This is a genomic window from Nocardia sp. NPDC059764 (genome assembly GCF_042732555.1).
Lineage (GTDB): Bacteria > Actinomycetota > Actinomycetes > Mycobacteriales > Mycobacteriaceae > Nocardia.
On the sequence record NZ_JBHWHH010000102.1, the window covers coordinates 1 to 20995 of the forward strand.

The following is a 20995-nucleotide window of genomic DNA, read 5'->3' on the forward strand; positions in this document are numbered from 1 at the left end:
GCGGCGCTCACGGTCGCGCACTGCGACGTCTCCGACCTGGCCGCCGTCCGTGATTTCGCCGCCGACTCGGCCCGGCAGCTCGATCGCGTCGACGTGCTGGTCCACAACGCCGGAGTGCTGCCGCCGCAGCGCACCGAGAACCCCCAGGGCCACGAGCTCTGCCTGGCGACCCACGTGCTCGGCCCCCTGCTGATGACCGAGGCGCTCGCACCACTGCTGGCCCGCTCGGAGGCGGCGCGGGTGATCCTGGTGTCCTCGGGCGGCATGTACACCCAGGCCTTGCACCCCGGCGACATCGAGTACCGGGCAACCCCCTATCGCGGCGCGACGGCCTACGCGCGCTCGAAGCGCATCCAGGTGGCTCTCACCCCGATACTCGCCGATCGGTATGCGCCGCAGGGCATTTCCGTGCACAGCATGCACCCGGGCTGGGTGGACACCCCCGGCATCTCGGCGGCGCTGCCCCGCTTCCGACGGCTGGCCGGACCGTTGTTGCGCACGCCCGAGCAGGGCGCGGACACCGCGGTGTGGCTGGCGGCCACCGACGTGCCGTCCGGGCGTTTCTGGCACGATCGCCGCGCCCGGCCGGAGCACTACCGGGCGCGGACCCGCACGTCGGCCGCCGACCGGGAACGGGTGTGGCAGTACTGCGCCACCGCGGCGGGCCTACCCGCCCGGTGAAACGATCGAGTCTATCGATGCATAAACAATGCACTCCGCAGTCCCGGCCACGTCCAGTGGCCTTGCCGCGCGGGGGCGGCGGAGTCTACGGTCGAGGAACCCGGGCCGCAGGGAGTCAGCCGTGGCGTCGACAGTGCAGCGACGTGGCCCGATCGGCTTTCTGACCGATCGGTTCACCATCACCAGGCAGGAATGGCTCCGCCTGGCCGGGATCATCGCGGTGATCGTCGGGTTGCACGTGATCGGCTGGGGCACGCTGATCGGACTCGTGGCCCCACAACACTTCAGCGTCGGCGACCGGACGCTCGGGTTCGGGGTCGGGCTCACCGCCTACGTGCTGGGCCTGCGGCACGCCTTCGACGCCGACCATATCGCCGCCATCGACAACACCACCCGAAAACTCATGCACGACGGGCAGCGGCCGTTGTCGGTCGGGCTGTACTTCTCGCTCGGGCATTCCGCCGTGGTGTTCGGGCTGGCGCTGCTGCTGTCGGTGGGCGTGAAAGCGGTGGCAGGTCCGGTGACCGATGATTCCTCGGCGCTGCACCACTACTCCGGCGTGATCGGCGCCGCGGTGGTGGGCGGCTTCCTCTACCTCATCGCGATCATCAATCTCGTTGTGCTGACCGGGATTCTGCGGTCGGTGCGCGGGTTGCGCTCGGGCCGGTTCGACGAGGCCGAACTCGAGGACCGGCTCGCCGGGCGCGGATTCGTGACCCGGCTGCTGGGCCCGGTGATGAAGTCGATCTCCCGGCCGTGGCAGCTGTTCCCGATCGGCCTGCTGTTCGGCCTGGGCTTCGACACCGCCACCGAGGTCGCGCTGCTGGTGCTGGCCGGGACCAGCGCGGCGGCCGGGCTGCCCTGGTACGCCATCCTGTGCCTGCCGGTGCTGTTCGCGGCGGGCATGAGCCTGCTCGACACCATCGACGGCACCTTCATGAACTTCGCCTACGGCTGGGCGTTCGCGCAGCCGCTGCGCAAGGTCTACTACAACCTCACCGTGACGGCGCTGTCGGTGGCGATCGCCCTGATCGTGGGCACGGTCGAGCTGTTGAGCCTGCGCGGCGCGCGGTCCGACCCCGGCGGGATCGATTCGACGCTGCTCGGTTGCCTGGTCGTCGGGGTTTTCGTCGGCATCTGGGTGATCGCGCTGGCCGGGTGGCGCTTCGGCCGCATCGAGCAGCGGTGGGCCGGTGCGCCCCGGGTGGAGGCAACCGCCCGCGCACCCGAGGCCGGGGAGTAGCGTGGGTCTTCTCCGATCGTCGAATCGAGGCCCGTGTGCACGAGATGGCGATAACCAGCAGCCTGGTCGAGGCGGTGTGTGAACACGCGGCCGGTCGGCGGGTGCACAGTGTGACCGTCGAGGTCGGGGCGCTGTGCGCGGTGATCCCCGCCGCGATGGAGTTCTGTTTCGAGATCGCCGCGGAGGGAACCGTGGCCGAGGGCGCGCGGCTCGAGATCGCCGTGATCGCGGGCAGCGCGTCGTGTCGATCCTGTGGCAACCGTTTCGAGGTCGCCGATCCGATCCTGTTGTGTCCCTGCGGCAGCGCCGACGTGGAAGTCATCGCGGGGCGCGAGCTGCGTATCCGGTCCCTGGAGGTGAGCCGGGAATGTGCGCCACCTGCGGCTGCGGTGATGACGGATCAGCCGTGATCACCGTTGTCCCCCACCATCGTTCACACGAGCACGAGCACGATCACGATCACGATCATCCGCACCGGCACGACGGCGACGCGGGCGACCACGTGCACGGGCACGGCCCCGGCGAGCACGTGCACCTCGCGCCGACCGAGACGATCACCCTCGAACAGAAGGTGCTGGCGAAGAACGACGCACTGGCCCAAGCGGTCCGGCGCCGGCTGGCCGAGCAGGCCATCCTGGCGATCAATCTGACCAGTTCCCCCGGCTCGGGCAAGACGACCCTGCTCGAGCGCACGCTGCGCGACCTCGCCGCCACCTCGATCGCGGTGATCGAGGGCGATCAGGAGACCATGCTCGACGGCGAGCGCATCCGCGCGACCGGGCGGCCCGTGGTCCAGGTCAATACCGGCGCCGGATGCCATCTGGACGCCGCCATGATGGACACCGCGCTCACGGCGCTCGCCCCGGCTCCCGGCACGCTGCTGTTCATCGAGAACGTCGGGAATCTGGTCTGCCCCGCCCTTTTCGACCTGGGCGAGCACGCGAAAGTCGTCGTCATCTCGGTGACCGAGGGCACCGACAAACCGTTGAAATACCCGCACATGTTCGCGGCCGCCTCGCTGGTGCTGGTCAACAAAATGGACCTGCTGCCCTACGTGGATTTCGATGTGGAGCGGTGCCGCGAGTACGCGAATTCCATCCATCCCGGCATCGATGTGCTGACGGTGTCGGCGACCACCGGAATGGGCCTGGACAGGTGGTACGAATGGCTGTTCGAACAGACATCCGCGCTGCTCAGCGATCTTGAGGAAGGTCTGCGCCGAGAATAGACTGGCGTGATCAGGGTCACATTTCGACGCGATTCCGTGCTGTATGGGAACCACGCAGGTGGCCACCAGCTTCTGAAGGGCGGCATTCATGCCAACTGGCGAAGCAGTCAAAGCCGAAGAGACGCTGATCCACGTCCTGTGGATCAACGCAGGCCTCAGTTGTGACGGTGACTCGGTGGCGTTGACTGCCGCCACCCAACCCAGTGTCGAGGAGATCGCTCTCGGATCCCTTCCGGGACTGCCGAAGGTCGCCGTCCACTGGCCGTTGATCGATTTCGAATGTGGCCCCGCCGGGGGCGCCGATGACTTCCTGGAATGGTTCTTCAAGGCCGACCGCGGTGAAATCGAGCCGTTCGTGCTGGTCGTGGAGGGCTCCATTCCCAACGAGCAGCTGCACACCGAAGGCTACTGGTGCGGGTTCGGCAACAATCCCGAGACCGGTCAGCCCATGACCACCAGCGAATGGCTGGATCGCTTGGCGCCCAAGGCAACCGCGGTCGTGGCGGTGGGCACCTGCGCCACCTACGGCGGCATCCACGCCATGGCGGGCAATCCGACCGGAGCCATGGGCGTCCCGGACTATCTGGGCTGGGACTGGAAGAGCAAGGCCGGGATCCCGATCGTGTGCGTGCCGGGCTGCCCGATCCAGCCGGACAATCTCTCCGAGACCCTGACCTACCTGCTGTACATGGCGACCGGCCAGGCGCCGATGATTCCGCTCGACGAAGCGCTGCGCCCGAAATGGCTTTTCGGCGCGACCGTGCACGAGGGTTGCGACCGGGCCGGCTATTACGAACAGGGCGATTTCGCGCACGAATACGGTTCGCCGAAGTGCATCGTCAAACTCGGCTGCTGGGGTCCGGTCGTGAAATGCAATGTCCCCAAGCGCGGTTGGCTCAACGGCGTGGGCGGGTGCCCGAATGTGGGCGGTATCTGCATCGGCTGCACCATGCCCGGTTTCCCGGACAAGTTCATGCCGTTCATGGACGAACCACCGGGCGGAAAGCTGTCCTCCACCGCGTCCGGACTGTACGGATCGGTGATCCGCAGTCTGCGCCACATCACTGAGCGCACCGTGGACAAGGAGCCGCACTGGCGGCATCGGGGCACCGAGCTCGAGACGGGTGCACGACGCACCTGGTAGGAGAATTCCGATGACTCAGATCATTCCGGAACCCTCGCATCGCCTCATCGAGCCCGATTCGCTCGTGGAAATGGCGTGGGATCCGATCACCCGCATCGTCGGCAGTCTGGGCATTTACACCAAAATCGATTTCGCGAATCGCGAAGTGGTCGAATGCCACAGCACGTCGTCGATCTTCCGCGGCTACTCCATCTTCATGCGCGGCAAGGATCCGCGTGACGCGCACTTCATCACCAGCCGCATCTGCGGCATCTGCGGTGACAATCACGCCACCTGCTCGTGCTACTGCCAGAACATGGCCTACGGCGTGAAGCCGCCGAACCTCGGCGAATGGATCGTCAATCTCGGCGAGGCCGCCGAATACATGTTCGACCACAATATCTTCCAGGAGAATCTGGTCGGCGTGGACTTCTGCGAGAAGATGGTCTCCGAGACCAATCCCGGCGTGCTCACGCTGGCGGAGAAGACCGCCGCGCCGCACGCGGACGCGCACGGCTATCGCACGATCGCCGACATCATGCGCGCGCTCAATCCCTTCACCGGCGAGTTCTATCGCGAAGCGCTGCAGGTCAGCCGGTACACGCGAGAGATGTTCTGCCTCATGGAGGGCCGCCACGTCCACCCGTCGACGCTGTATCCCGGCGGTGTGGGCACCGTGGCCACGATCCAGCTGATGACCGACTACATGTCGCGGCTGATGCGGTACGTGGAGTTCATGAAGAAGGTCGTGCCCATGCACGACGACCTGTTCGACTTCTTCTACGAGGCCCTGCCCGGCTACGACCAGGTCGGACTGCGCCGCACCCTGCTCGGCTGCTGGGGCTCGTTCCAGGATCCCGAGTTCTGCAACTTCTCCTACCGTGACATGGAGGACTGGGGACGGCACATGTTCGTCTCCCCCGGCATTGTCGTCGACGGCAAGCTCCTCACCACCTCGCTGGTCGACATCAACCTCGGCATCCGAATCCTGCTGGGCAGTTCGTATTACGACGACTGGACCGATCAGGAGATGTTCGTGACGCAGGATCCGCTGGGCAATCCGGTGGACCGGCGGCACCCGTGGAACCAGCACACCAACCCCAAGCCGCAGAAACGCGATCTGGAGGACAAGTACAGCTGGGTGATGTCGCCGCGCTGGTTCGACGGCACCGACCATCTGGCCCTCGACACCGGCGGCGGACCGCTGGCCCGATTGTGGGCCACCGCGCTGGCCGGGCTGGTCGACATCGGCTACGTGAAGTCCACCGGCCACAGCGTGCAGATCAACCTGCCCAAGACGGCCCTGCGCGGGCCGGTCGAATTCGAGTGGAAGATACCGGCTTTCGGCTCGAACACCATCGAGCGGAACCGGGCTCGCACCTACTTCCAGGCCTACGCGGCGGCCTGCGCGCTGCATTTCGCGGAGCAGGCGCTCGTCGAGATCCGGGCGGGCCGCACGAAGACCTGGGAGGCGTTCGAGGTCCCCGAGGAGGGCATCGGATGCGGATTCACCGAAGCGGTCCGCGGGGTGCTGTCGCATCACATGGTGATTCGCGACGGCAAGATCGCCAACTATCACCCGTACCCGCCGACGCCCTGGAACGCGAACCCGCGCGACAGCTTCGGCACGCCGGGTCCGTACGAGGACGCGGTGCAGGGTCAGCCCATCTTCGAGGAGAACGACCGGGAGCACTTCAAGGGGATCGACATCATGCGCACCGTGCGCAGTTTCGATCCGTGCCTGCCGTGTGGCGTGCACATGTATCTGGGCGGTGGCAAGTCGCTGGACCTGCTGCACTCCCCCACCCAGACGCCCGTCACCGAGTGACGAGGACCCAGACCGTGAGGAGGGACATCGATGGGAGACGATCGTCCGGCGGCGCGCGACGACCATTGGCGGCACGCCGGCGACCGGATCGAAGACCTCCTCGACGCGAGCTCCGCGGGCGGGCCGATCGCCCGCGAGCGCGCCGAACAACTCGTCGGTGAACTCGTCGAGTTGTACGGCGCCGGGCTGCACCGGATCGTCGAATTGCTCGCCGACGACGCGGTGCAGCGGCTGGCCGCGGACGAACTGGTGGCCAGTCTGCTGATCGTGCACGGGCTGCACCCCGACGACGCCCCCACGCGGGTGCGCGCCGCGCTCGACAGCGTCCGCCCCTATCTCGGCTCCCACGGCGGCGACGTCAGCCTGGTCGGGGTCGAGGACGGGGTGGTGTGGCTGGAGCTCTCGGGCAGTTGCCGCGGCTGCCCGTCGTCCTCGGTGACCCTGGAACTGGCGGTCGAGGAAGCCGTCCGTGCCGCGGCGCCGGAGATCGAGCGCATCGAAGTCGTTGCCGCGCAGACCGATTCGACCGCAGCGGTGATTCCGGCCGAGTCCCTGTTCACCCGGGTGCACGCCGCGCCCGCCGCCGACTGGGTCGCGGTGCCCGAGCTGGCGGAACTGAGTCCGGGCGAGGTCGCCGGATACGAGGTCGCCGGGCAGGCCCTGCTGGCCTGCCGCGTCGGCGACAACCTGCTGGTGTACCGCGACACCTGCCCGGCCTGCGGCGGCTCGCTCACCGGCGCCCAGCTGCATCGGCGGCCCGGGTACCCGGTCGGCGACGCCGTGCTGCGCTGCCCGGGTTGCCGGGCGCACTACGACGCCGTGCACGCCGGGGACCGGCTCGACGGGGAAGGCCACCTGCGGCCCCTGCCGGTGCTGCTGCGCGACGGCGTGCCCACGGTGGCGGTGCCCGCGCTGGAGACCACCACATGAGCGCCTCGTTCTCGGTGCTGCGCCGACTCGCGAACCGGCCCGATCCCGGACCGGCCGGTGAGCGCTGCGAGATGTGCGCCGAGCTCATCGGCGCGCCGCACCGCCATGTGGTCGATGTGGAGAGCCGCCACCTGCAATGCGTCTGCACCAGTTGCTATCTGCTGTTCACCGAGCCGGCGGCGGCGCTGCGCTACCGCGCCGTCCCGGACCGGTATCTGGCGTTCGGGCAGACCGCGATCACGGCCGCCGAGTGGGACGCGCTCGAGATTCCGGTAGGTCTGGCGTTCCTGTTCGCGAATTCCGCGCAGGGCCGGACGGTCGCGTTCTATCCGGGCCCGGCCGGCGCGACCGAGTCGGAGTTGCCACCCGAGCACTGGCGGGACCTGCTGCGCAACCATCCCGAGCTCGATGTGCTCGCCGACGATGTCGAAGCGTTGCTGATCCGGATGCCCGGCAGCGCCGGCCGCGAGAGCCCCGGCGACTGCCTACTGCTGCCCATCGACACCTGCTACGAGTTCGTCGGGCGAATGCGGTTGCTGTGGAAGGGATTCGACGGCGGCTCCGAGGCCCGGCACTATATCGACGAGTTCTTCACCACCATGAACGCCCGCGCTCTCGCCCGAGGCGGTGGGCGGCCGTGAGCCCCGCCTACTCGATCACCTTCGCGGTGCTCGACATCAAACCCGAGCCCTACGCCATCGGGCCGACGCTGTCGGCGCGCGTCGGGATCGCGGCGCTCGGCGAGGAACCGGTGCACGCCATCGCCTTACGGGCCCAGGTCCGCATCGAACCCAATCGACGCGCCTACACCGACGCCGAGGGCAGCGGGCTGCTCGACCTGTTCGGCACCCGCGACCGCTGGCACGACACCCAGCGAACGTTCCTGTGGATGCACACCACGACGACGGTGCCCGGCTTCACCGGCGGCGCCGAGGTCGACCTGCCGCTGCCGTGCACCTATGACCTCGAGGTGACCGGATCGAAGTACCTGCACGCCCTGCGGGACGGGACGGTGCCGCTGTTGTTCCTGTTCAGCGGGACCGTGTTCTTCAAAGGCGCGACGGGTTTCTCGGTGCAGCAGATCCCGTGGGATCGCGACGACCGCTTCAATATGCCCGTGTCGGTGTGGCGGCAACTGATGGACACCCACTACCCCGACACCGGCTGGGTCCGGATGCGGCGCGCGACCATCGACGCCCTCACCGCCTACAAGTCCGGGCACGGCTTTCTCGACTACGACCAGGCGGTCACCGAACTGCTGTCGGCCCCGTCGCGGGAGCCGTCGTGAGCGGGCACGAGCCCGGCAGCGTCCGCGACCAGGCGCGGGCGGTCGCCGATGCCGTGCTGTACGAGGGCTACCTGCTGTACCCGTACCACGCGAACGCGCGAAAGAACCAGTCCCGCTGGCAATTCGGGGTCCTGGGTCCCGAGGGTGCGGACGCGGCGGGCTTCGGCGAGGAGTCCGCGCTCGCCGCGCAATTCCTGGTCGACGCCGGCCCCGCCGCGACCCTGCGCCTGACGGTCCGGTTCCTGCAACTGCAACGCCGCACCGTCGAGGACGTCACCGGGCGGACGGTGCCGGAACTACGCGCGGGCGCACGGGTCTGGACCGGCTGGGACGAGGCCGTCGAGCAGGAGATCGACTCGGGGCCCAGACCGTTGTCGGACACCACGTTCCGCATCGACGTGGACGGCGGGGTGGACATCGAGGACTTCGCCGACGACGACGGCACCCCCTTCGGCAGCCTCGTGCGCACCCGCCGCACCCTGACCGGCCTGGCCGAGACCGTCGTCGAGCCGGTCGGCCGCTATCAGCGGATCAGCGTCACCGTCCGCAATCTCGGTGTCGCCGCGATCGACAAGGACGACGCCGTCACCCGATCCTTCCTCGGCGCGCACGTGCTCTGCGAGCTGCGCGACGGCGTCTTCCTGTCGCTGATCGACCCGCCGAAGGACGCCGTCGACGCGGCCGCGGGCTGTACCCAGCGCCGCTGCTTCCCCGTGCTCGCGGGTCCCGAGGGCACCGAGGACCTGCTGCTGATCTCGCCGATCATTCTCTACGACCATCCCCGCATCGCCGAGCAGAGCGCCGGTCCGTTGTTCGATTCCACCGAGATCGACGAGATCCTGACCCTGCGCGTGCTCACCCTCACCGACGAGGAGAAGGATCAGGCCCGAGCCACCGACCCGCGCGCCGGCGAGCTGATCGACCGCTGCGAGGCCATGACACCCGAGAGCATGCAGGGACTGCACGGACTGCTCCGCGACGACAGCCTGCTGCGCGACGACAACCAGCTCGTGGACGCCGCACCGGGATCGCCACGCGTCCTGCCCGCCCTCGACCCGGACACCCCGTGGTGGGATCCGTTGTCCGACACCGCCGTCGACCCCGACTCCGACACGGTCGTGATCGCCGGCACGCCCGTCGCCCGGGGCAGCCGGGTGCGGTTGCATCCCTCCCGCCGCGCCGACGCGCAGGACCTGTTCTACGCGGGCCGCACCGCGCGCGTCGCCTCGGTACACGAGGACGTCGACGGGCAGCTCCACCTGGCGGTGGTCGTCGAGGACGATCCCGCCGCCGAGATGCACGAATGGTACGGCCGCTACCTGTATTTCGCGCCCGACGAAGTCGAACCGATCGAGAAAGGAATCCCGCCATGGAAATCGTAGGTGTGATCGCCGTCGTGCTCGTGGCCCTGGCAGCGCTGTTGGTGGCAGCGGTCGGCATCCGGTCGATACCGGATGTGCGCCGATACTTGCGAATCCGGCACATGTAGCGGGGTGATTCCCACGACGAGAGTGCTGGTCGCCGGCATCGGCAATATCTTCCTCGGAGACGACGGGTTCGGCTCCGAGGTGGTGCGGCGCATGCCGGCGAGCACCGAACCCGAGGTGCGCGTGACCGATTACGGCATCCGCGGCCTGCACCTGGCCTACGACCTGCTCGACGGCTGGGACGCGCTGGTGCTCGTCGACGCGCTGCCCGACCGCGGCGCGCCCGGTCAGGTGGACGTGTTCCACGCCGATCCGGGCGGCGGCGCCGTCGGTCTCGACGCGCACGCCATGCACCCGGACGCGGTCTTCGCCGTGGTACGGGCGATGGGCGGAACCATTCCGCCGACGGTGATCGTGGGCTGCCAGATCAGCTCGGTCGCCGACCGCATCGGCCTGACCGAACCCGTGGCCGCCGCGGTCGACCCCGCGATGGCCGCCGTCGAATCCGTGGTGACCGCGCTGCGGCACCCGCAGGAGGTGTGAACGATGTGCCTGGGCATCCCCGGCCGCGTCGTCGGTCCGATCGAGGGCTATCACGGTCAGATCGCGCTGGTCGACGTCTCCGGCGAGCAGCGGACCGTGAATGTCGGCCTGCTGGAGGACGATCCGGCCGGTCCCGGCGACTGGGTGATCATCCACATGGGGTTCGCGGTCGAGAAGACCGACGCGGCCGGGGCCGCCGCCGCGCTGGCGGGGCTGCGGCTGATGGGGTCGGGTGAGGAGCCGTGACCGGCGCCCGGGTCCGGCGGCGGATCATCGTCGGCGGCGTGGTGCAGGGCGTCGGGTTCCGGCCCTTCGTGTACACCACGGCGGCCGAGCTGGCCCTGACCGGATCGGTGTGCAACGACAGTTCCGGGGTGGTCATCGAGATCGAGGGCGCGGCGGACGGGGTGGACGCCTTCGTCGCGCGCCTGTGGGGCCGCCCGCCGCCGCTGGCGGTCGTCGAGACCGTCGAGCAGACCGCGATCCCGGTCCGCGGCGGGACCGGATTCCACATCGCCGGGACCACCCGGGGCGAGGGGCGCACCCTCGCGTCGCCCGATGTCGCGATCTGCGCGGAATGCGCCGCCGAACTTCAGGATCCGGCCAACCGGCGCTACCGGCATCCGTTCATCACCTGCACCAACTGCGGTCCGCGGTTCACCATCATCGCCGCGCTGCCCTACGACCGCCCGCAGACCTCGATGGCCGGGTTCGCCATGTGCGAGACCTGCGCGCGCGAGTACACCGATCCCGGCGACCGCCGCTTCCACGCGCAGCCGATCGCCTGCAACGAGTGCGGGCCGACCCTGACCTTCTCCGACCCCGAGGCCGGGGAGCCGTTGCGCGCGGCACGGAACATGCTGCGCGACGGCGGAATTCTGGCCGTCAAGGGCATCGGCGGCTATCACCTGGCCTGCGATGCCGCCGACAGCGCCGCGGTGACGGAACTGCGCCGACGGAAACGCCGCGGCGACAAGCCGTTCGCGGTCATGGTGCCCGATCTGGCGACCGCCGCGGCCATCGCCGAGGTAGATGCGACGGCCGCGGCCCTGCTCACGGGTCCGGCCCGGCCCATCGTGCTGCTGCCGCGCCGAACCTCCGCGGCCGAGGACCCCGACGCGCCGCCGCTGCCCGTGGACGCGGTCGCGCCGCACAACCGCGATCTCGGGGTGATGATCGCCTACACGCCGCTGCATCTGCTGCTGTTCGGACTGCCCGGCGACGCTCCCGGCCCGCGCGTGCTCGTCATGACATCGGGCAACCTCGGCGGAGAACCGATCTGCCACACCGACTCCGACGCCCGGGAACGACTGTCCGGGCTCGCCGACGCCGTCCTGTCCCACAACCGCCCGATCCTGGTGCCGTGCGACGACTCGGTGGTCAAGGTGGTCGACGGCGTCGAGGTGCCGTTCCGGCGCTCCCGCGGCTACGCCCCGCTGCCGCTGGCCCTGCCGATGCCCGCCGCGCCGACCCTCGCCGTCGGCGCGGACCTCAAGAACACCTGCGCCGTCGCCGACGGCCGCTACGCCTGGCTGAGCCAGCACATCGGCGACATGGACGACGTCGCGACCCTGCGCGCGTTCACCGCCGCCGAAAGGCATCTGGAGAAACTCACCGGCGTCGCCCCGCAGCAGCTCGCCGCCGACGCCCACCCTCGCTACCGGTCCACCGCCTGGGCCGCGGAACACGCGGGCCACCGGCCGATCCGGCTGGTGCAGCACCATCACGCGCACGTGGCGGCCGTGATGGGCGAGCACGGCCTGGACGCGAGCGCGACCGTGCTCGGATTCGCCTTCGACGGCACCGGTTACGGGCCCGACCGCGCCATCTGGGGCGGGGAGGTGCTCGCCGCGAGCTACAAGGGTTTCCGCCGCCTGGCGCACCTGCGCTACGTGCCGCTGGCGGGCGGCGACCTCAGCGTGCAGCGGCCCTATCGAATGGCGCTGGCGCACTTGCGGTCCGCGCACCTCGACTGGTCGCCGGATCTGCCGTGCGTCCAAGCCTGCCCGCCGCGCGAGCGGCAGGTGCTGGCGCATCAGCTCGACACCGGGCTCGGCTGCGTGCCCACCTCCAGCATGGGCCGGTTGTTCGACGCCGTCGCCTCGCTGTGCGGGGTGCGGCACGAGGTCGACTACGAGGCGCAGGCCGCCATCGAATGGGAGGGCCTGTCCCGTGACGCCGACCCGGGCGAGGTCGCCTACCGGTTCGCCCTGCCCGGCAACCCCGCCGACGAGACGGCCGCCATCGATCCGGCGCCCGTGCTCGCCGCGGTGATCGCCGATGTGCGCGGCGGTGTGCCCGCCGGTGTCGTCGGCGCGCGGTTCCACGCGGGCGTCGCGCATCTGGTGCTGGATCTGGCGTTACGCTACGGCGATCCGGAGCAACCGGTCGCGTTGTCCGGCGGCGTGTTCCAGAACGCGCTGCTGCTCACGACCGTGCTGCGGCTGCTGCGCAAGCACGATTTCCATGTCCTCACCCACCATCGCGTGCCACCCAACGACGGTGGGATCGCGTTCGGCCAGTTACTCGCCGTCGCGGCGAGCTGAGCGGAAGGAGAACAGCGATGTGCCTGGCAGTCCCCGGCAAAGTGCTCAGCGTCCACGAGCGGGACGGCACGCGGATGTCGGTGGTCGACTTCGGCGGCGTCCAGAAGGATGTCTGCCTGCAGTACATCCCGGACATCGCCGTCGGCGACTACGTGATCGTGCACGTCGGCTTCGCCATCCAGCGCCTCGACGAGGAGTCGGCCATGCAGACGCTCGCCGAGTTCGAACACCTCGGCGTGCTGAAGGAGGAATTCGGCGACGGATTCGCGATCGCCGCCGCCCAGGCCGGAGTGGCCAACCCGGACACCACCCCGACCGCCGATCCGGAGGTGACACCATGAAATACCTCGACGAATTCAGTAATCCGGAACTGGCGAAGCTGCTGCTGGATCGGATCCGCTCCACCACCACGCGGCGCTGGTCGATCATGGAAGTCTGTGGCGGGCAGACGCATTCGATCATCCGCCACGGCATCGACCAACTGCTGCCGGACCAGATCGAGATGATCCACGGTCCCGGCTGCCCGGTCTGCGTGACCCCGCTGGAGTTGATCGACAAGGCGCTGGCCATCGCCGCCCAGCCGAATGTCATCTTCTGCTCGTTCGGCGACATGCTGCGGGTGCCGGGCAGTTCCAAGGATCTGTTCCGAATCAAGAGCGAGGGCGGCGACGTCCGCGTCGTCTACTCACCGCTCGACGCGCTCGAGCTCGCCCGCGCCAACCCCGACCGGCAGGTCGTGTTCTTCGGCATCGGGTTCGAGACCACCGCCCCGGCCAATGCCATGACCGTCTACCAGGCGCAGAAGCTCGGCGTGCGCAACTTCTCGCTGCTCGTCTCGCACGTGCTGGTGCCCCCGGCGATCGCCGCCATCATGGAATCGCCGAGCTGCCGGGTCCAGGCCTTCCTGGCCGCCGGGCACGTGTGCACGGTGATGGGCACCGCCGAATATCCGCCGCTGGCCGAGAAGTACCGGGTTCCGGTGGTGGTCACCGGATTCGAGCCGCTCGACATTCTCGAGGGCATCCGGCGCACCGTGGACCAGCTCGAACACAGCCGCCACGAGGTGGAGAACGCCTACCGGCGCGCGGTCACCGCCGAGGGCAATCCGGCCGCCAAGGCCATGCTCGAGGACGTCTTCGAGATCACCGACCGCGGCTGGCGCGGCATCGGGGTGATTCCGCAGAGCGGCTGGCGGCTCTCGCCGCGCTACCGCGAGTTCGACGCCGAACACCGGTTCGCGGTCAGCGATCTGCACACCGAGGAATCGCCGATCTGCCGGTCGGGCGAGGTGCTGCAGGGCCTGATCAAACCGCACGAGTGCGCGGCCTTCGGCAAGGAGTGCACACCGCGTAATCCGCTCGGCGCCACCATGGTGTCCTCCGAGGGCGCCTGCGCGGCCTACTACCTGTACCGGCGGCTGGACCTGCCGGCGGAGGTGGCTCATGCCTGACGTGGTCGGAACCGGCAACGGCGCCGTCGATTTCGAGAACTGGGTGTGCCCGATGCCGTTGCGGGACTCACCCACCATCGTGATGGGGCACGGTGGTGGCGGCGCGATGTCCGGCGAGCTGATCGAGCATCTGTTCCTGCCCGCGTTCGGGGCGGCGGCGCAGGCCGGGCTCGGCGACTCGGCGGTCGTGACGGTCGGCGAGACCCGGCTGGCGTTCAGCACCGACTCGTTCGTGGTGAAGCCGTTGACGTTTCCCGGCGGATCCATCGGCGATCTGGCCGTCAACGGCACGGTCAACGATCTGGCGATGTCGGGGGCGCGGCCGCTGGTCCTGTCGACGGCGTTCATCCTCGAAGAAGGCACCCCGCTGGTGCGGATCGCGGAAGTGGCGTCCGCCATGGGCACCGCAGCACTGGGCGCCGGCGTCGCGCTCGTCACCGGCGACACCAAGGTCGTCGACGCCGGGCACGGGGACGGCATCTACGTCAATACCGCGGGCATCGGCGTGCTCGATCCCGGCGTCGACATCCGGCCCGAACTCGCCGCGCCCGGGGACGTGGTGATGGTCAGCGGGGAGATCGGATTGCACGGTGTCGCGGTACTGTCCTGCCGCGAGGGACTCGAGTTCGGGACCACCGTGTGCAGCGACACCGCTCCCCTGCACGGTCTGGTCGCGGCGATGCTGGCGACCGGCGCGACCGTGCACACCATGCGCGACCCGACACGCGGTGGACTGGCCGCCAGCCTGAACGAGATCGCGCGCGCCGCGGGCGTGGGAATCGCTTTGGACGAGAAAACGATTCCGATCCCCGCCGGGGTCCGTGACGCATGCGGGCTGCTCGGCCTCGACCCGCTGTACGTGGCCAACGAAGGCAAGCTGGTGGCCTTCGTGCCCGCCGCGGACGCCGATCGGGTGCTGGCCGCCATGCGCGCCCATCCGCTCGGGGTGCACGCCGCGATCATCGGCCGCTGTGTGGCCGAGCATCCCGGCATGGTGACCGCGCACACCGCGCTCGGTGGCACCCGAGTCGTCGATCTACCCGCAGGAGAACAGCTTCCACGCATCTGCTGACCCCCAACTCACGGAGGCCCGCCATCACCGTCCCCCACCCCGATTCCACCCGGTCCCAGCCACCCGGCCCGGGGGCCGGGGAGACGATGTTCGCGCGTTACGCCTACCCGCCGAACGCGCTGGGCTACTGCGGACCACCCGACACGACGGCTCTGTCCGACGGATCGCCAGCGTTGATCCGCGCCGCCGCCCGCCGCTTCACCGGCGCCTGGCCCTACCTCCAGGTCATGTCCGCCATGACCGGCATCGCCGACCCCCTCGACCTGCGCTTGGTCGAATCCTATTGGCACGGTGGAGGAATCGGCTCGACCCTCGATCCGGCAGCCTTCTGCGCCGAACTGCTCGCCATCCTGGGCCCGGCCGCAGGCCTGTACTGGACCCACCTGACCCCCCGGCTCGCCCCCGAAGCCGCCCCCAACCACTGCTTCCACGTCTTCGGCGTCTACCCGTGGAGCCGCCTGCTCGGCACGGCGGCAACCCCCACCGCCCTGGAAGTCCTCGACAAATGCCGCATCACCCCGGCGCGCGTCGTGGCCCGCGACGGCTCCCACGTCCGGCTGGAAGCCAGCCACCTGACCTGGGACGGCCACCACCTCGACCTGGGCCCACCCGGCACCCGCACCGCGACCCTCACCGCCGACGGCCGCCTGACGACAGACCCGCGACCCGGCGATCACGTTGCCCTCCACTGGGATCGACTGACTGCGCTGCTGGACAGCACCCAAACCGCGAACCTGACCGACAGCACCCTCCGACAGCTGGCCGCCACCAACCACCGCCTCGACATCGACACATAGCCGGGTCGGTACCGCCGACCGCTATCGAAACATCCTGGAGCAACACGACAATGGGAGCATCAGTGGTGTATTTCAAGCGATCCGCCACCGTCATCACCTGCGTGATGGCCGGGGCAGTGCTTTCCCATACCACTGCCCTGTCGGACCCGCCCGTGTGGATCGGAACCGGCTCGTCCCAGGGACCGGACGTCGGTTCGGCGCAGCCGCCCGCTCCGTCCGATCCACAGACCGACGCGGCGCGCGCAGGTGTGCTCGAACTCGTGAACGGCGAACGCGCGCAGCACGGATGCGGCGCACTACGGCCCGACGCGCGCCTGCAGAACGCGGCACAGCGCCATTCCGACGATATGGCCGCTCGCGCCTACTTCGATCATCGCGACCCCGACGGGTGGATGCCGAACCAGCGAGTCGTGGCCGCCGGCTATCTGTGGCGCACCGTCGGCGAGAACATCGCCCACGGCCAGGCCGACGCCGCGGAGGTGATGGCCGAGTGGCTGTCGCGCCCCGGCCACCGCGGCAATATCCTCAACTGCGCGTACACCGATATCGGCATCGGAGTCCACTTCGGCACCGACGGACCCTTGTGGACACAAGATTTCGGCGCCCCGCTATGACCCGCGACTCCGATCACAATGGGATCGTCACTGCGCAGTGAAGATCACGGCTCGTCCCGCCGCGGCCGCCCGGTGGTAGAAGGACCGGACGTCGACGAAATTGCTCCAGGTGTACTCGAAGTCCTCGTCATCGAGTGCCCCGGCGTATTCCTCGTCGTCGATGGCGTCGAAGGCCGACCGCATATCGGCACGGACAACCTCGTGCAGCGCTTTCGCGACGTCCCGCACCTGCTCCGCGCCGATATACACCGCGTAGTAGTCGTCATGCAGATGCCGACCGCCGAGAATGGCGGGCGAGAGCGGATACTGCCCGCTGCTGGGGTCGAGGGTGCCGTCGGTCAGGCTGCGATGAATAGCGTCCCAGGCTTTGTCGGTGTCGACTTTCAGGTCGGGCTCCGACCAGGATTCCTCGATGTCGCCGAGCAACTCGTCGATCGCGTCCACATCATCCCGGTCGTCGGCGGCGAGTAGCGCCCGCTCCTGCTCGGCGGTAATGGCGAAGTGCACTCCCAACATGGACTCGACGGTATCCGAATGAACCGGCGCAAACTCGGTCACGCGCACAGCTGCTGTCGCGCGCTACTCTCCCGCCCGAATCAGCGCGCGGCAGGTGTCGCGGTCATACGGCAGCCCGGCGTCGCGGAAGACGAGGCCGGCGTTGCCGTGTCGGGGGTCCCACAGGTCGGGGTTGTCGATCAGCGCGGCGAGGTAGCCGGTTTGGATGTCGGTCGGGCTGCCGCCGGTGTAGTCGGCGAAGAAGGCGCGCAGGAGCGGTCCCCAGTCGTGGTCGACGGTGTGGAGGTGGGCGATCGCGGCGATGGCCCGTGCGGCAGGGAGCAATCGGGCTGTGTCCTCGATGCGGTCGATCGCCGCCGCGACCAGGGTGAAGCGAATGCGCCTACCCAGCTGCGGCGGACGTCGGGTGAACCAGTCGTCGGTGGCCGCCGGGTCCCGCAGCGCGGCGAGGATCTCGGCGGTCGCGACCTCGTCGCCGGCCAAGCCGGGCGCCAGCGCGGCGCACGCCCGCACGCCGGGGTGCGGATCATCCAGGTACGCACGGGGTTTCAGACCGAGTTCGCCCATGGCCAGCACCAGCGCGGCTCGCTCGTCGGAGCCGGCTCGGGCGGCCAATTCGTCGAGCCGATCACCCGTGTCCGGGTCGGTGAGCGAGGCGCGGCAGGCGGCGAGCGCGTGGGCTGCTGCCGCGCGGACCGGGGTCTCGGGGTCGGACAGTGCCGACATGATGGCCGGGAGGAGAGCGGGGACGGCGGCGCGGCAACCGCCCACTGCACGGCCGTAGAGCGCGTTCGCCATGATCTCGTCGCCGTACAGCTCCTCCTCGTCGCCGCTGTCGAGCGCCGCAGCGAGGGCCGAGTCGAAATCGAAATCCGCTGGTGGGGCCAGTTCGTCGAGGTCCTCGTACACCCAACCGGCCTCGGCGACGGCCGCCAGGAAACCGAGCAGGTCGGCCCGCAACTCGGCGTCGGTCAGCAACGGGCCCGCCAGCAGCTCGGCGACCACGACGGCCGCGGGCGGTGTCGCCGTCCACGGCGTGCCTTGGTGAATGACGGCCGACCACAAGTGTTCCAGCGCGGCGCGACGCGCGTCCGGGTCCGCACCGGCCAGCGCGGCCAGGTGCGCAGGTGTATCGGTGGACCGTCCGTACGCGTGCAGGAGGTTGCCGAACTGCGCGGCATCGATGTCGACGGTCACGACCGGAATCTACTCTCTACTCTCGTTCCCATGCTGCCCCTCGATGACCCTCGCTGGCTCGAACTCGACCACCGCCACTGGTCGAATGGTCGGCCTCTCGGCAGCGAGGTCGTGTTCGTGCCGCACGAGCTGCGGTGGATCGCCGAGAATCCGCGGGATGCGAAACGCTTCGACGACCTGTGGCCGTACCTGTGTTCCGAGGGCACCGCCTGGCCGGCCGCCTATGCCGCGGTGCCACACCTGGTCGCCTCGGCTCGCTCGATCCCGCCTGCCGCGCGCGGGGACCTGCTGTATGTCGTGGGCCTGATAGTGATCTGCTCAGGAGAATTCGGCGCGACCGGGAGCGACGTCCCGGACGACATCGCCGAGGCATACCGCGCCGCGCTGCCCGAAGCTCTCGCCCTGATCACCGAGCAACTGGCGACCCCGCGGCCGGCAGTCGACACTCGCTATCTCCTCGCCGCCACCGCGGCCCTGCAGGGGCACGTCGACCTGGGCGACTTCCTCAACGCATTGCACCCGGGCGCCGAATGCGAATCGTGCGGGGAGCCTTACTATCCCGCCGGGCACCCATGATTCACCAGCCAGGACGCACCAGACCTGTTTCGTAGGCGTAGACGATCATCTGGGCACGGTCACGGAGGCCCAGCTTGGTCAGGGTCCGGGCCACGTGGGTTTTGACCGTGTGCTCGGAAAGCACCAGGCGCGCGGCGATTTCCCGATTCGTCAAGCCTTGGGCGACCAGGGTCAGCACCTCGGTTTCGCGGGCGGTGATGTCGGCGGGCGCGGTATGGGAACGGCGCGGGCCGAGACGAGTGAACTCGGAGATCAGCCGCCGGGTCACCGAGGGTGCGAGGAGCGCGTCGCCCGCGGCGATGACTCGGACGGCCTCGGCGAGCTGGTCGGCGGAAGCGTCCTTCAACAGGAAGCCGCTCGCGCCCGCCCGCAAGGCCGCGTAGACGTAGTCGTCGAGGTCGAACGTGGTGAGGACGAGGATCTTCGGCGGGTCCGTGGACGCGGACACGATCGCGCGGGTCGCCTCGAGCCCGTCCATCACCGGCATTCGCACGTCCATGAGCACGATGTCGGGCTCGAGTTCGGCGGCCCGCCGGACCGCTTCCCGGCCGTCGGCCGCCTCACCCACGACGTCGATGTCGGGCTGGGAGCTCAGGAAGGTGGTGAACCCGGTCCGCACCATGGCCTGGTCGTCGACAATGAGAACGGTGATCATCGGCGTGCGTCGGGTTCGATCGGAAGCATTGCGGTGACCACGAATTCGTCACCCTCGCGCTCGGCGTGGAAGGTGCCGCCGAGCATGGCGGCGCGTTCTCGCATGCCGATGAGGCCGTGCGCGCACGAGGTGCCGGAGAACTCCGGCCGGTGTGACCGCGAACCACCGAGTCGATTGCGGACTCGCAGGTGCAGGCCGTCGCCGGAGTGCGTCAATCCCACGGCGATGGCGGTTCCCGCCCCGTGCCGCATCGCATTGCTGACCGACTCCTGCAGGATTCGGTACGCGGTGAGTCCGACCGTGGCGGGCACATCGCCCAGTATTTCGGACGCGGAACCCGGCTCGACGCCCGAAACGGCAACGGTGACATCGAATCCGGCGTGAGTCGCGGTGGCGACCAGTTCCTCGAGCAGGTGCAGACCCGGCTGTGGCGCGCTGGTGCCCGCATCGCCGTGCTCGCGCAGGAGCCCGAGGACCTGACGCATCTCCGCCAGCGTCCGCAGCGACAGCGCCCGGATCTCGGCCAGTCCCCCCGCCAAGCGGCCCGGATCGCCCTCGGCTTGTAGCGGAACCGCCTCGGCTTGGATGGCGATCACCGAGATATGGTGCGCCACAACGTCGTGCAGTTCGCGGGCGATTCTGGCTCGTTCGCCCAGCACAGCCTGCTCAGCCAGCGCGTCCTCCGCGCGCCGTTGCTCATTCGCCAGTTTCCCGGTGGCCAGTCGGCGCGCCCGGACATTGTGGCCGAACAGGACCGCGACCGTCAGCGCGACGGCGGCCGGCAGCGCGGTCCTCGTGTCCACGAGTACCGCCGCTCCGATCGAGATCAGCCATACGCCCGTGGTGACCTCGCCGCCGCAGCGGACCGCGGCGGAGTAGGTCACCAGCACCGCGACCGTGATCGCCCCGGGCGTGTAGGGCGGGTGCAGGAAGTCGCCGACGATCCACGCACCGGCGAGCACGGCCACCACCGCGAACCGCCAGGCGGCCAAGGGCCAGCGGGTGCGCAGTGCCAGCGGCAGGGAGCAGCTCAGCGAGACGAGCACCAGAAGGCGCGCATCAACCGGCCCGGACGCGGCGGCCGGGCCTTCCATGTAGGCGACTCCCCCGGCGAAGCACACGAAAGCCAGCACGCAGTCACCGAACTGGACCAGGTCGACGCGAATCCCGTCGGGCAGCGCCAGGAACCGGCGGGACGACAGGTCCGGGGGTTGCGGTGTGCCGGTCACCGCCGCGCCGGACAGCGCTCGCCATGTCGTCCGGATCACCCGGCGGGCCACC

General features: G+C 69.3%; 24 protein-coding genes. 20 read left to right on the forward strand and 4 right to left on the reverse strand.

Annotation, left to right across the window (positions count from 1 at the left end; translation table 11 throughout):
• The 19 genes from ACFV4K_RS22110 to ACFV4K_RS22200 all read left to right on the forward strand — a co-directional run.
• On the forward strand, nucleotides 1–681 hold a 681-nt coding region (locus ACFV4K_RS22110), incomplete at its 5' end, for an SDR family NAD(P)-dependent oxidoreductase (protein ID WP_379277295.1).
• A gap of 133 nt (nucleotides 682–814) precedes the next feature.
• Nucleotides 815–1924 carry a HoxN/HupN/NixA family nickel/cobalt transporter gene (locus ACFV4K_RS22115; RefSeq protein WP_379277339.1) on the forward strand — a complete coding sequence of 370 codons (1110 nt, stop codon included), beginning with the start codon at nucleotides 815–817 and terminating at the stop codon, nucleotides 1922–1924.
• 35 nt (nucleotides 1925–1959) lie between these two features.
• On the forward strand, nucleotides 1960–2334 hold the full coding sequence (locus ACFV4K_RS22120; RefSeq protein ID WP_379277297.1) for a hydrogenase maturation nickel metallochaperone HypA: 375 nt from the start codon (nucleotides 1960–1962) through the stop codon (nucleotides 2332–2334).
• Nucleotides 2292–3152: a hydrogenase nickel incorporation protein HypB gene (gene hypB / locus ACFV4K_RS22125; RefSeq protein ID WP_379277298.1), complete on the forward strand. Its 861-nt coding sequence runs from the start codon at nucleotides 2292–2294 to the stop codon at nucleotides 3150–3152. The genes ACFV4K_RS22120 and hypB overlap by 43 nt, the downstream gene beginning before the upstream one ends.
• Nucleotides 3153–3240: 88 nt before the next feature.
• A complete protein-coding gene (locus ACFV4K_RS22130) occupies nucleotides 3241–4296 on the forward strand; it encodes a hydrogenase expression protein HypE (RefSeq protein ID WP_379277299.1) in 1056 nt (351 codons plus the stop codon).
• 10 nt (nucleotides 4297–4306) lie between these two features.
• Entirely contained in the window at nucleotides 4307–6103 is a 1797-nt protein-coding gene (locus tag ACFV4K_RS22135; protein ID WP_379277301.1) for a nickel-dependent hydrogenase large subunit, read from the forward strand.
• Nucleotides 6104–6133: 30 nt separating this feature from the next.
• Nucleotides 6134–7033, forward strand: a complete 900-nt coding sequence (locus tag ACFV4K_RS22140; protein WP_379277303.1) for a NifU family protein — start codon at nucleotides 6134–6136, stop codon at nucleotides 7031–7033.
• Nucleotides 7030–7674 (forward strand): DUF5947 family protein, encoded by a 645-nt coding sequence (locus tag ACFV4K_RS22145; protein ID WP_379277305.1) that lies wholly within the window; start codon nucleotides 7030–7032, stop codon nucleotides 7672–7674. The genes ACFV4K_RS22140 and ACFV4K_RS22145 overlap by 4 nt, the downstream gene beginning before the upstream one ends.
• Nucleotides 7671–8321: a DUF6084 family protein gene (locus ACFV4K_RS22150; RefSeq protein WP_379277307.1), complete on the forward strand. Its 651-nt coding sequence runs from the start codon at nucleotides 7671–7673 to the stop codon at nucleotides 8319–8321. Before ACFV4K_RS22145 ends, ACFV4K_RS22150 begins: the two co-directional genes overlap by 4 nt.
• Nucleotides 8318–9703, forward strand: coding sequence for a hypothetical protein (locus ACFV4K_RS22155; protein WP_379277308.1), 1386 nt, complete (start codon nucleotides 8318–8320; stop codon nucleotides 9701–9703). The genes ACFV4K_RS22150 and ACFV4K_RS22155 overlap by 4 nt, the downstream gene beginning before the upstream one ends.
• Nucleotides 9691–9810, forward strand: a complete 120-nt coding sequence (locus ACFV4K_RS22160; protein WP_379277310.1) for a DUF6893 family small protein — start codon at nucleotides 9691–9693, stop codon at nucleotides 9808–9810. Before ACFV4K_RS22155 ends, ACFV4K_RS22160 begins: the two co-directional genes overlap by 13 nt.
• 4 nt (nucleotides 9811–9814) lie before the next feature.
• Nucleotides 9815–10291, forward strand: coding sequence for a hydrogenase maturation protease (locus ACFV4K_RS22165; RefSeq protein ID WP_379277312.1), 477 nt, complete (start codon nucleotides 9815–9817; stop codon nucleotides 10289–10291).
• 3 nt (nucleotides 10292–10294) lie between these two features.
• The gene (locus ACFV4K_RS22170) at nucleotides 10295–10537 is read left to right on the forward strand and encodes a HypC/HybG/HupF family hydrogenase formation chaperone (RefSeq protein ID WP_379277313.1); all 243 of its coding nucleotides are present in this window, start codon (nucleotides 10295–10297) and stop codon (nucleotides 10535–10537) included.
• Complete coding sequence (gene hypF, locus ACFV4K_RS22175) at nucleotides 10534–12837, forward strand: carbamoyltransferase HypF (protein ID WP_379277315.1); 2304 nt, start codon at nucleotides 10534–10536, stop codon at nucleotides 12835–12837. The genes ACFV4K_RS22170 and hypF overlap by 4 nt, the downstream gene beginning before the upstream one ends.
• 17 nt (nucleotides 12838–12854) lie before the next feature.
• Nucleotides 12855–13178 carry a HypC/HybG/HupF family hydrogenase formation chaperone gene (locus tag ACFV4K_RS22180; RefSeq protein WP_379277316.1) on the forward strand — a complete coding sequence of 108 codons (324 nt, stop codon included), beginning with the start codon at nucleotides 12855–12857 and terminating at the stop codon, nucleotides 13176–13178.
• On the forward strand, nucleotides 13175–14287 hold the full coding sequence (gene hypD / locus ACFV4K_RS22185) for a hydrogenase formation protein HypD (protein WP_379277318.1): 1113 nt from the start codon (nucleotides 13175–13177) through the stop codon (nucleotides 14285–14287). The genes ACFV4K_RS22180 and hypD overlap by 4 nt, the downstream gene beginning before the upstream one ends.
• Nucleotides 14280–15359: a hydrogenase expression/formation protein HypE gene (hypE, locus tag ACFV4K_RS22190; protein ID WP_379277319.1), complete on the forward strand. Its 1080-nt coding sequence runs from the start codon at nucleotides 14280–14282 to the stop codon at nucleotides 15357–15359. The genes hypD and hypE overlap by 8 nt, the downstream gene beginning before the upstream one ends.
• A gap of 86 nt (nucleotides 15360–15445) precedes the next feature.
• Nucleotides 15446–16156 (forward strand): DUF6390 family protein, encoded by a 711-nt coding sequence (locus tag ACFV4K_RS22195; RefSeq protein ID WP_379277321.1) that lies wholly within the window; start codon nucleotides 15446–15448, stop codon nucleotides 16154–16156.
• Nucleotides 16157–16218: 62 nt separating this feature from the next.
• Nucleotides 16219–16770 (forward strand): CAP domain-containing protein, encoded by a 552-nt coding sequence (locus ACFV4K_RS22200; RefSeq protein ID WP_379277322.1) that lies wholly within the window; start codon nucleotides 16219–16221, stop codon nucleotides 16768–16770.
• A 27-nt stretch (nucleotides 16771–16797) separates the two neighbouring features.
• Here ACFV4K_RS22200 and ACFV4K_RS22205 read toward each other — a convergent pair whose 3' ends face one another.
• Nucleotides 16798–17286: a YfbM family protein gene (locus ACFV4K_RS22205; RefSeq protein WP_379277324.1), complete on the reverse strand. Its 489-nt coding sequence runs from the start codon at nucleotides 17284–17286 to the stop codon at nucleotides 16798–16800.
• Nucleotides 17287–17349: 63 nt separating this feature from the next.
• On the reverse strand, nucleotides 17350–18483 hold the full coding sequence (locus ACFV4K_RS22210) for a hypothetical protein (RefSeq protein ID WP_379277326.1): 1134 nt from the start codon (nucleotides 18481–18483) through the stop codon (nucleotides 17350–17352).
• Between the two features lie 30 nt (nucleotides 18484–18513).
• Here ACFV4K_RS22210 and ACFV4K_RS22215 point away from each other — a divergent pair, with 30 nt between their 5' ends.
• On the forward strand, nucleotides 18514–19059 hold the full coding sequence (locus ACFV4K_RS22215) for a hypothetical protein (RefSeq protein WP_379277328.1): 546 nt from the start codon (nucleotides 18514–18516) through the stop codon (nucleotides 19057–19059).
• A gap of 1 nt (nucleotide 19060) precedes the next feature.
• Here the strand turns inward: ACFV4K_RS22215 and ACFV4K_RS22220 are convergent, their stop codons facing one another.
• Nucleotides 19061–19714 (reverse strand): response regulator, encoded by a 654-nt coding sequence (locus ACFV4K_RS22220; RefSeq protein ID WP_379277329.1) that lies wholly within the window; start codon nucleotides 19712–19714, stop codon nucleotides 19061–19063.
• Entirely contained in the window at nucleotides 19711–20994 is a 1284-nt protein-coding gene (locus ACFV4K_RS22225; protein WP_379277331.1) for a sensor histidine kinase, read from the reverse strand. The genes ACFV4K_RS22220 and ACFV4K_RS22225 overlap by 4 nt, the downstream gene beginning before the upstream one ends.
• Nucleotide 20995: the final 1 nt, after the last annotated feature.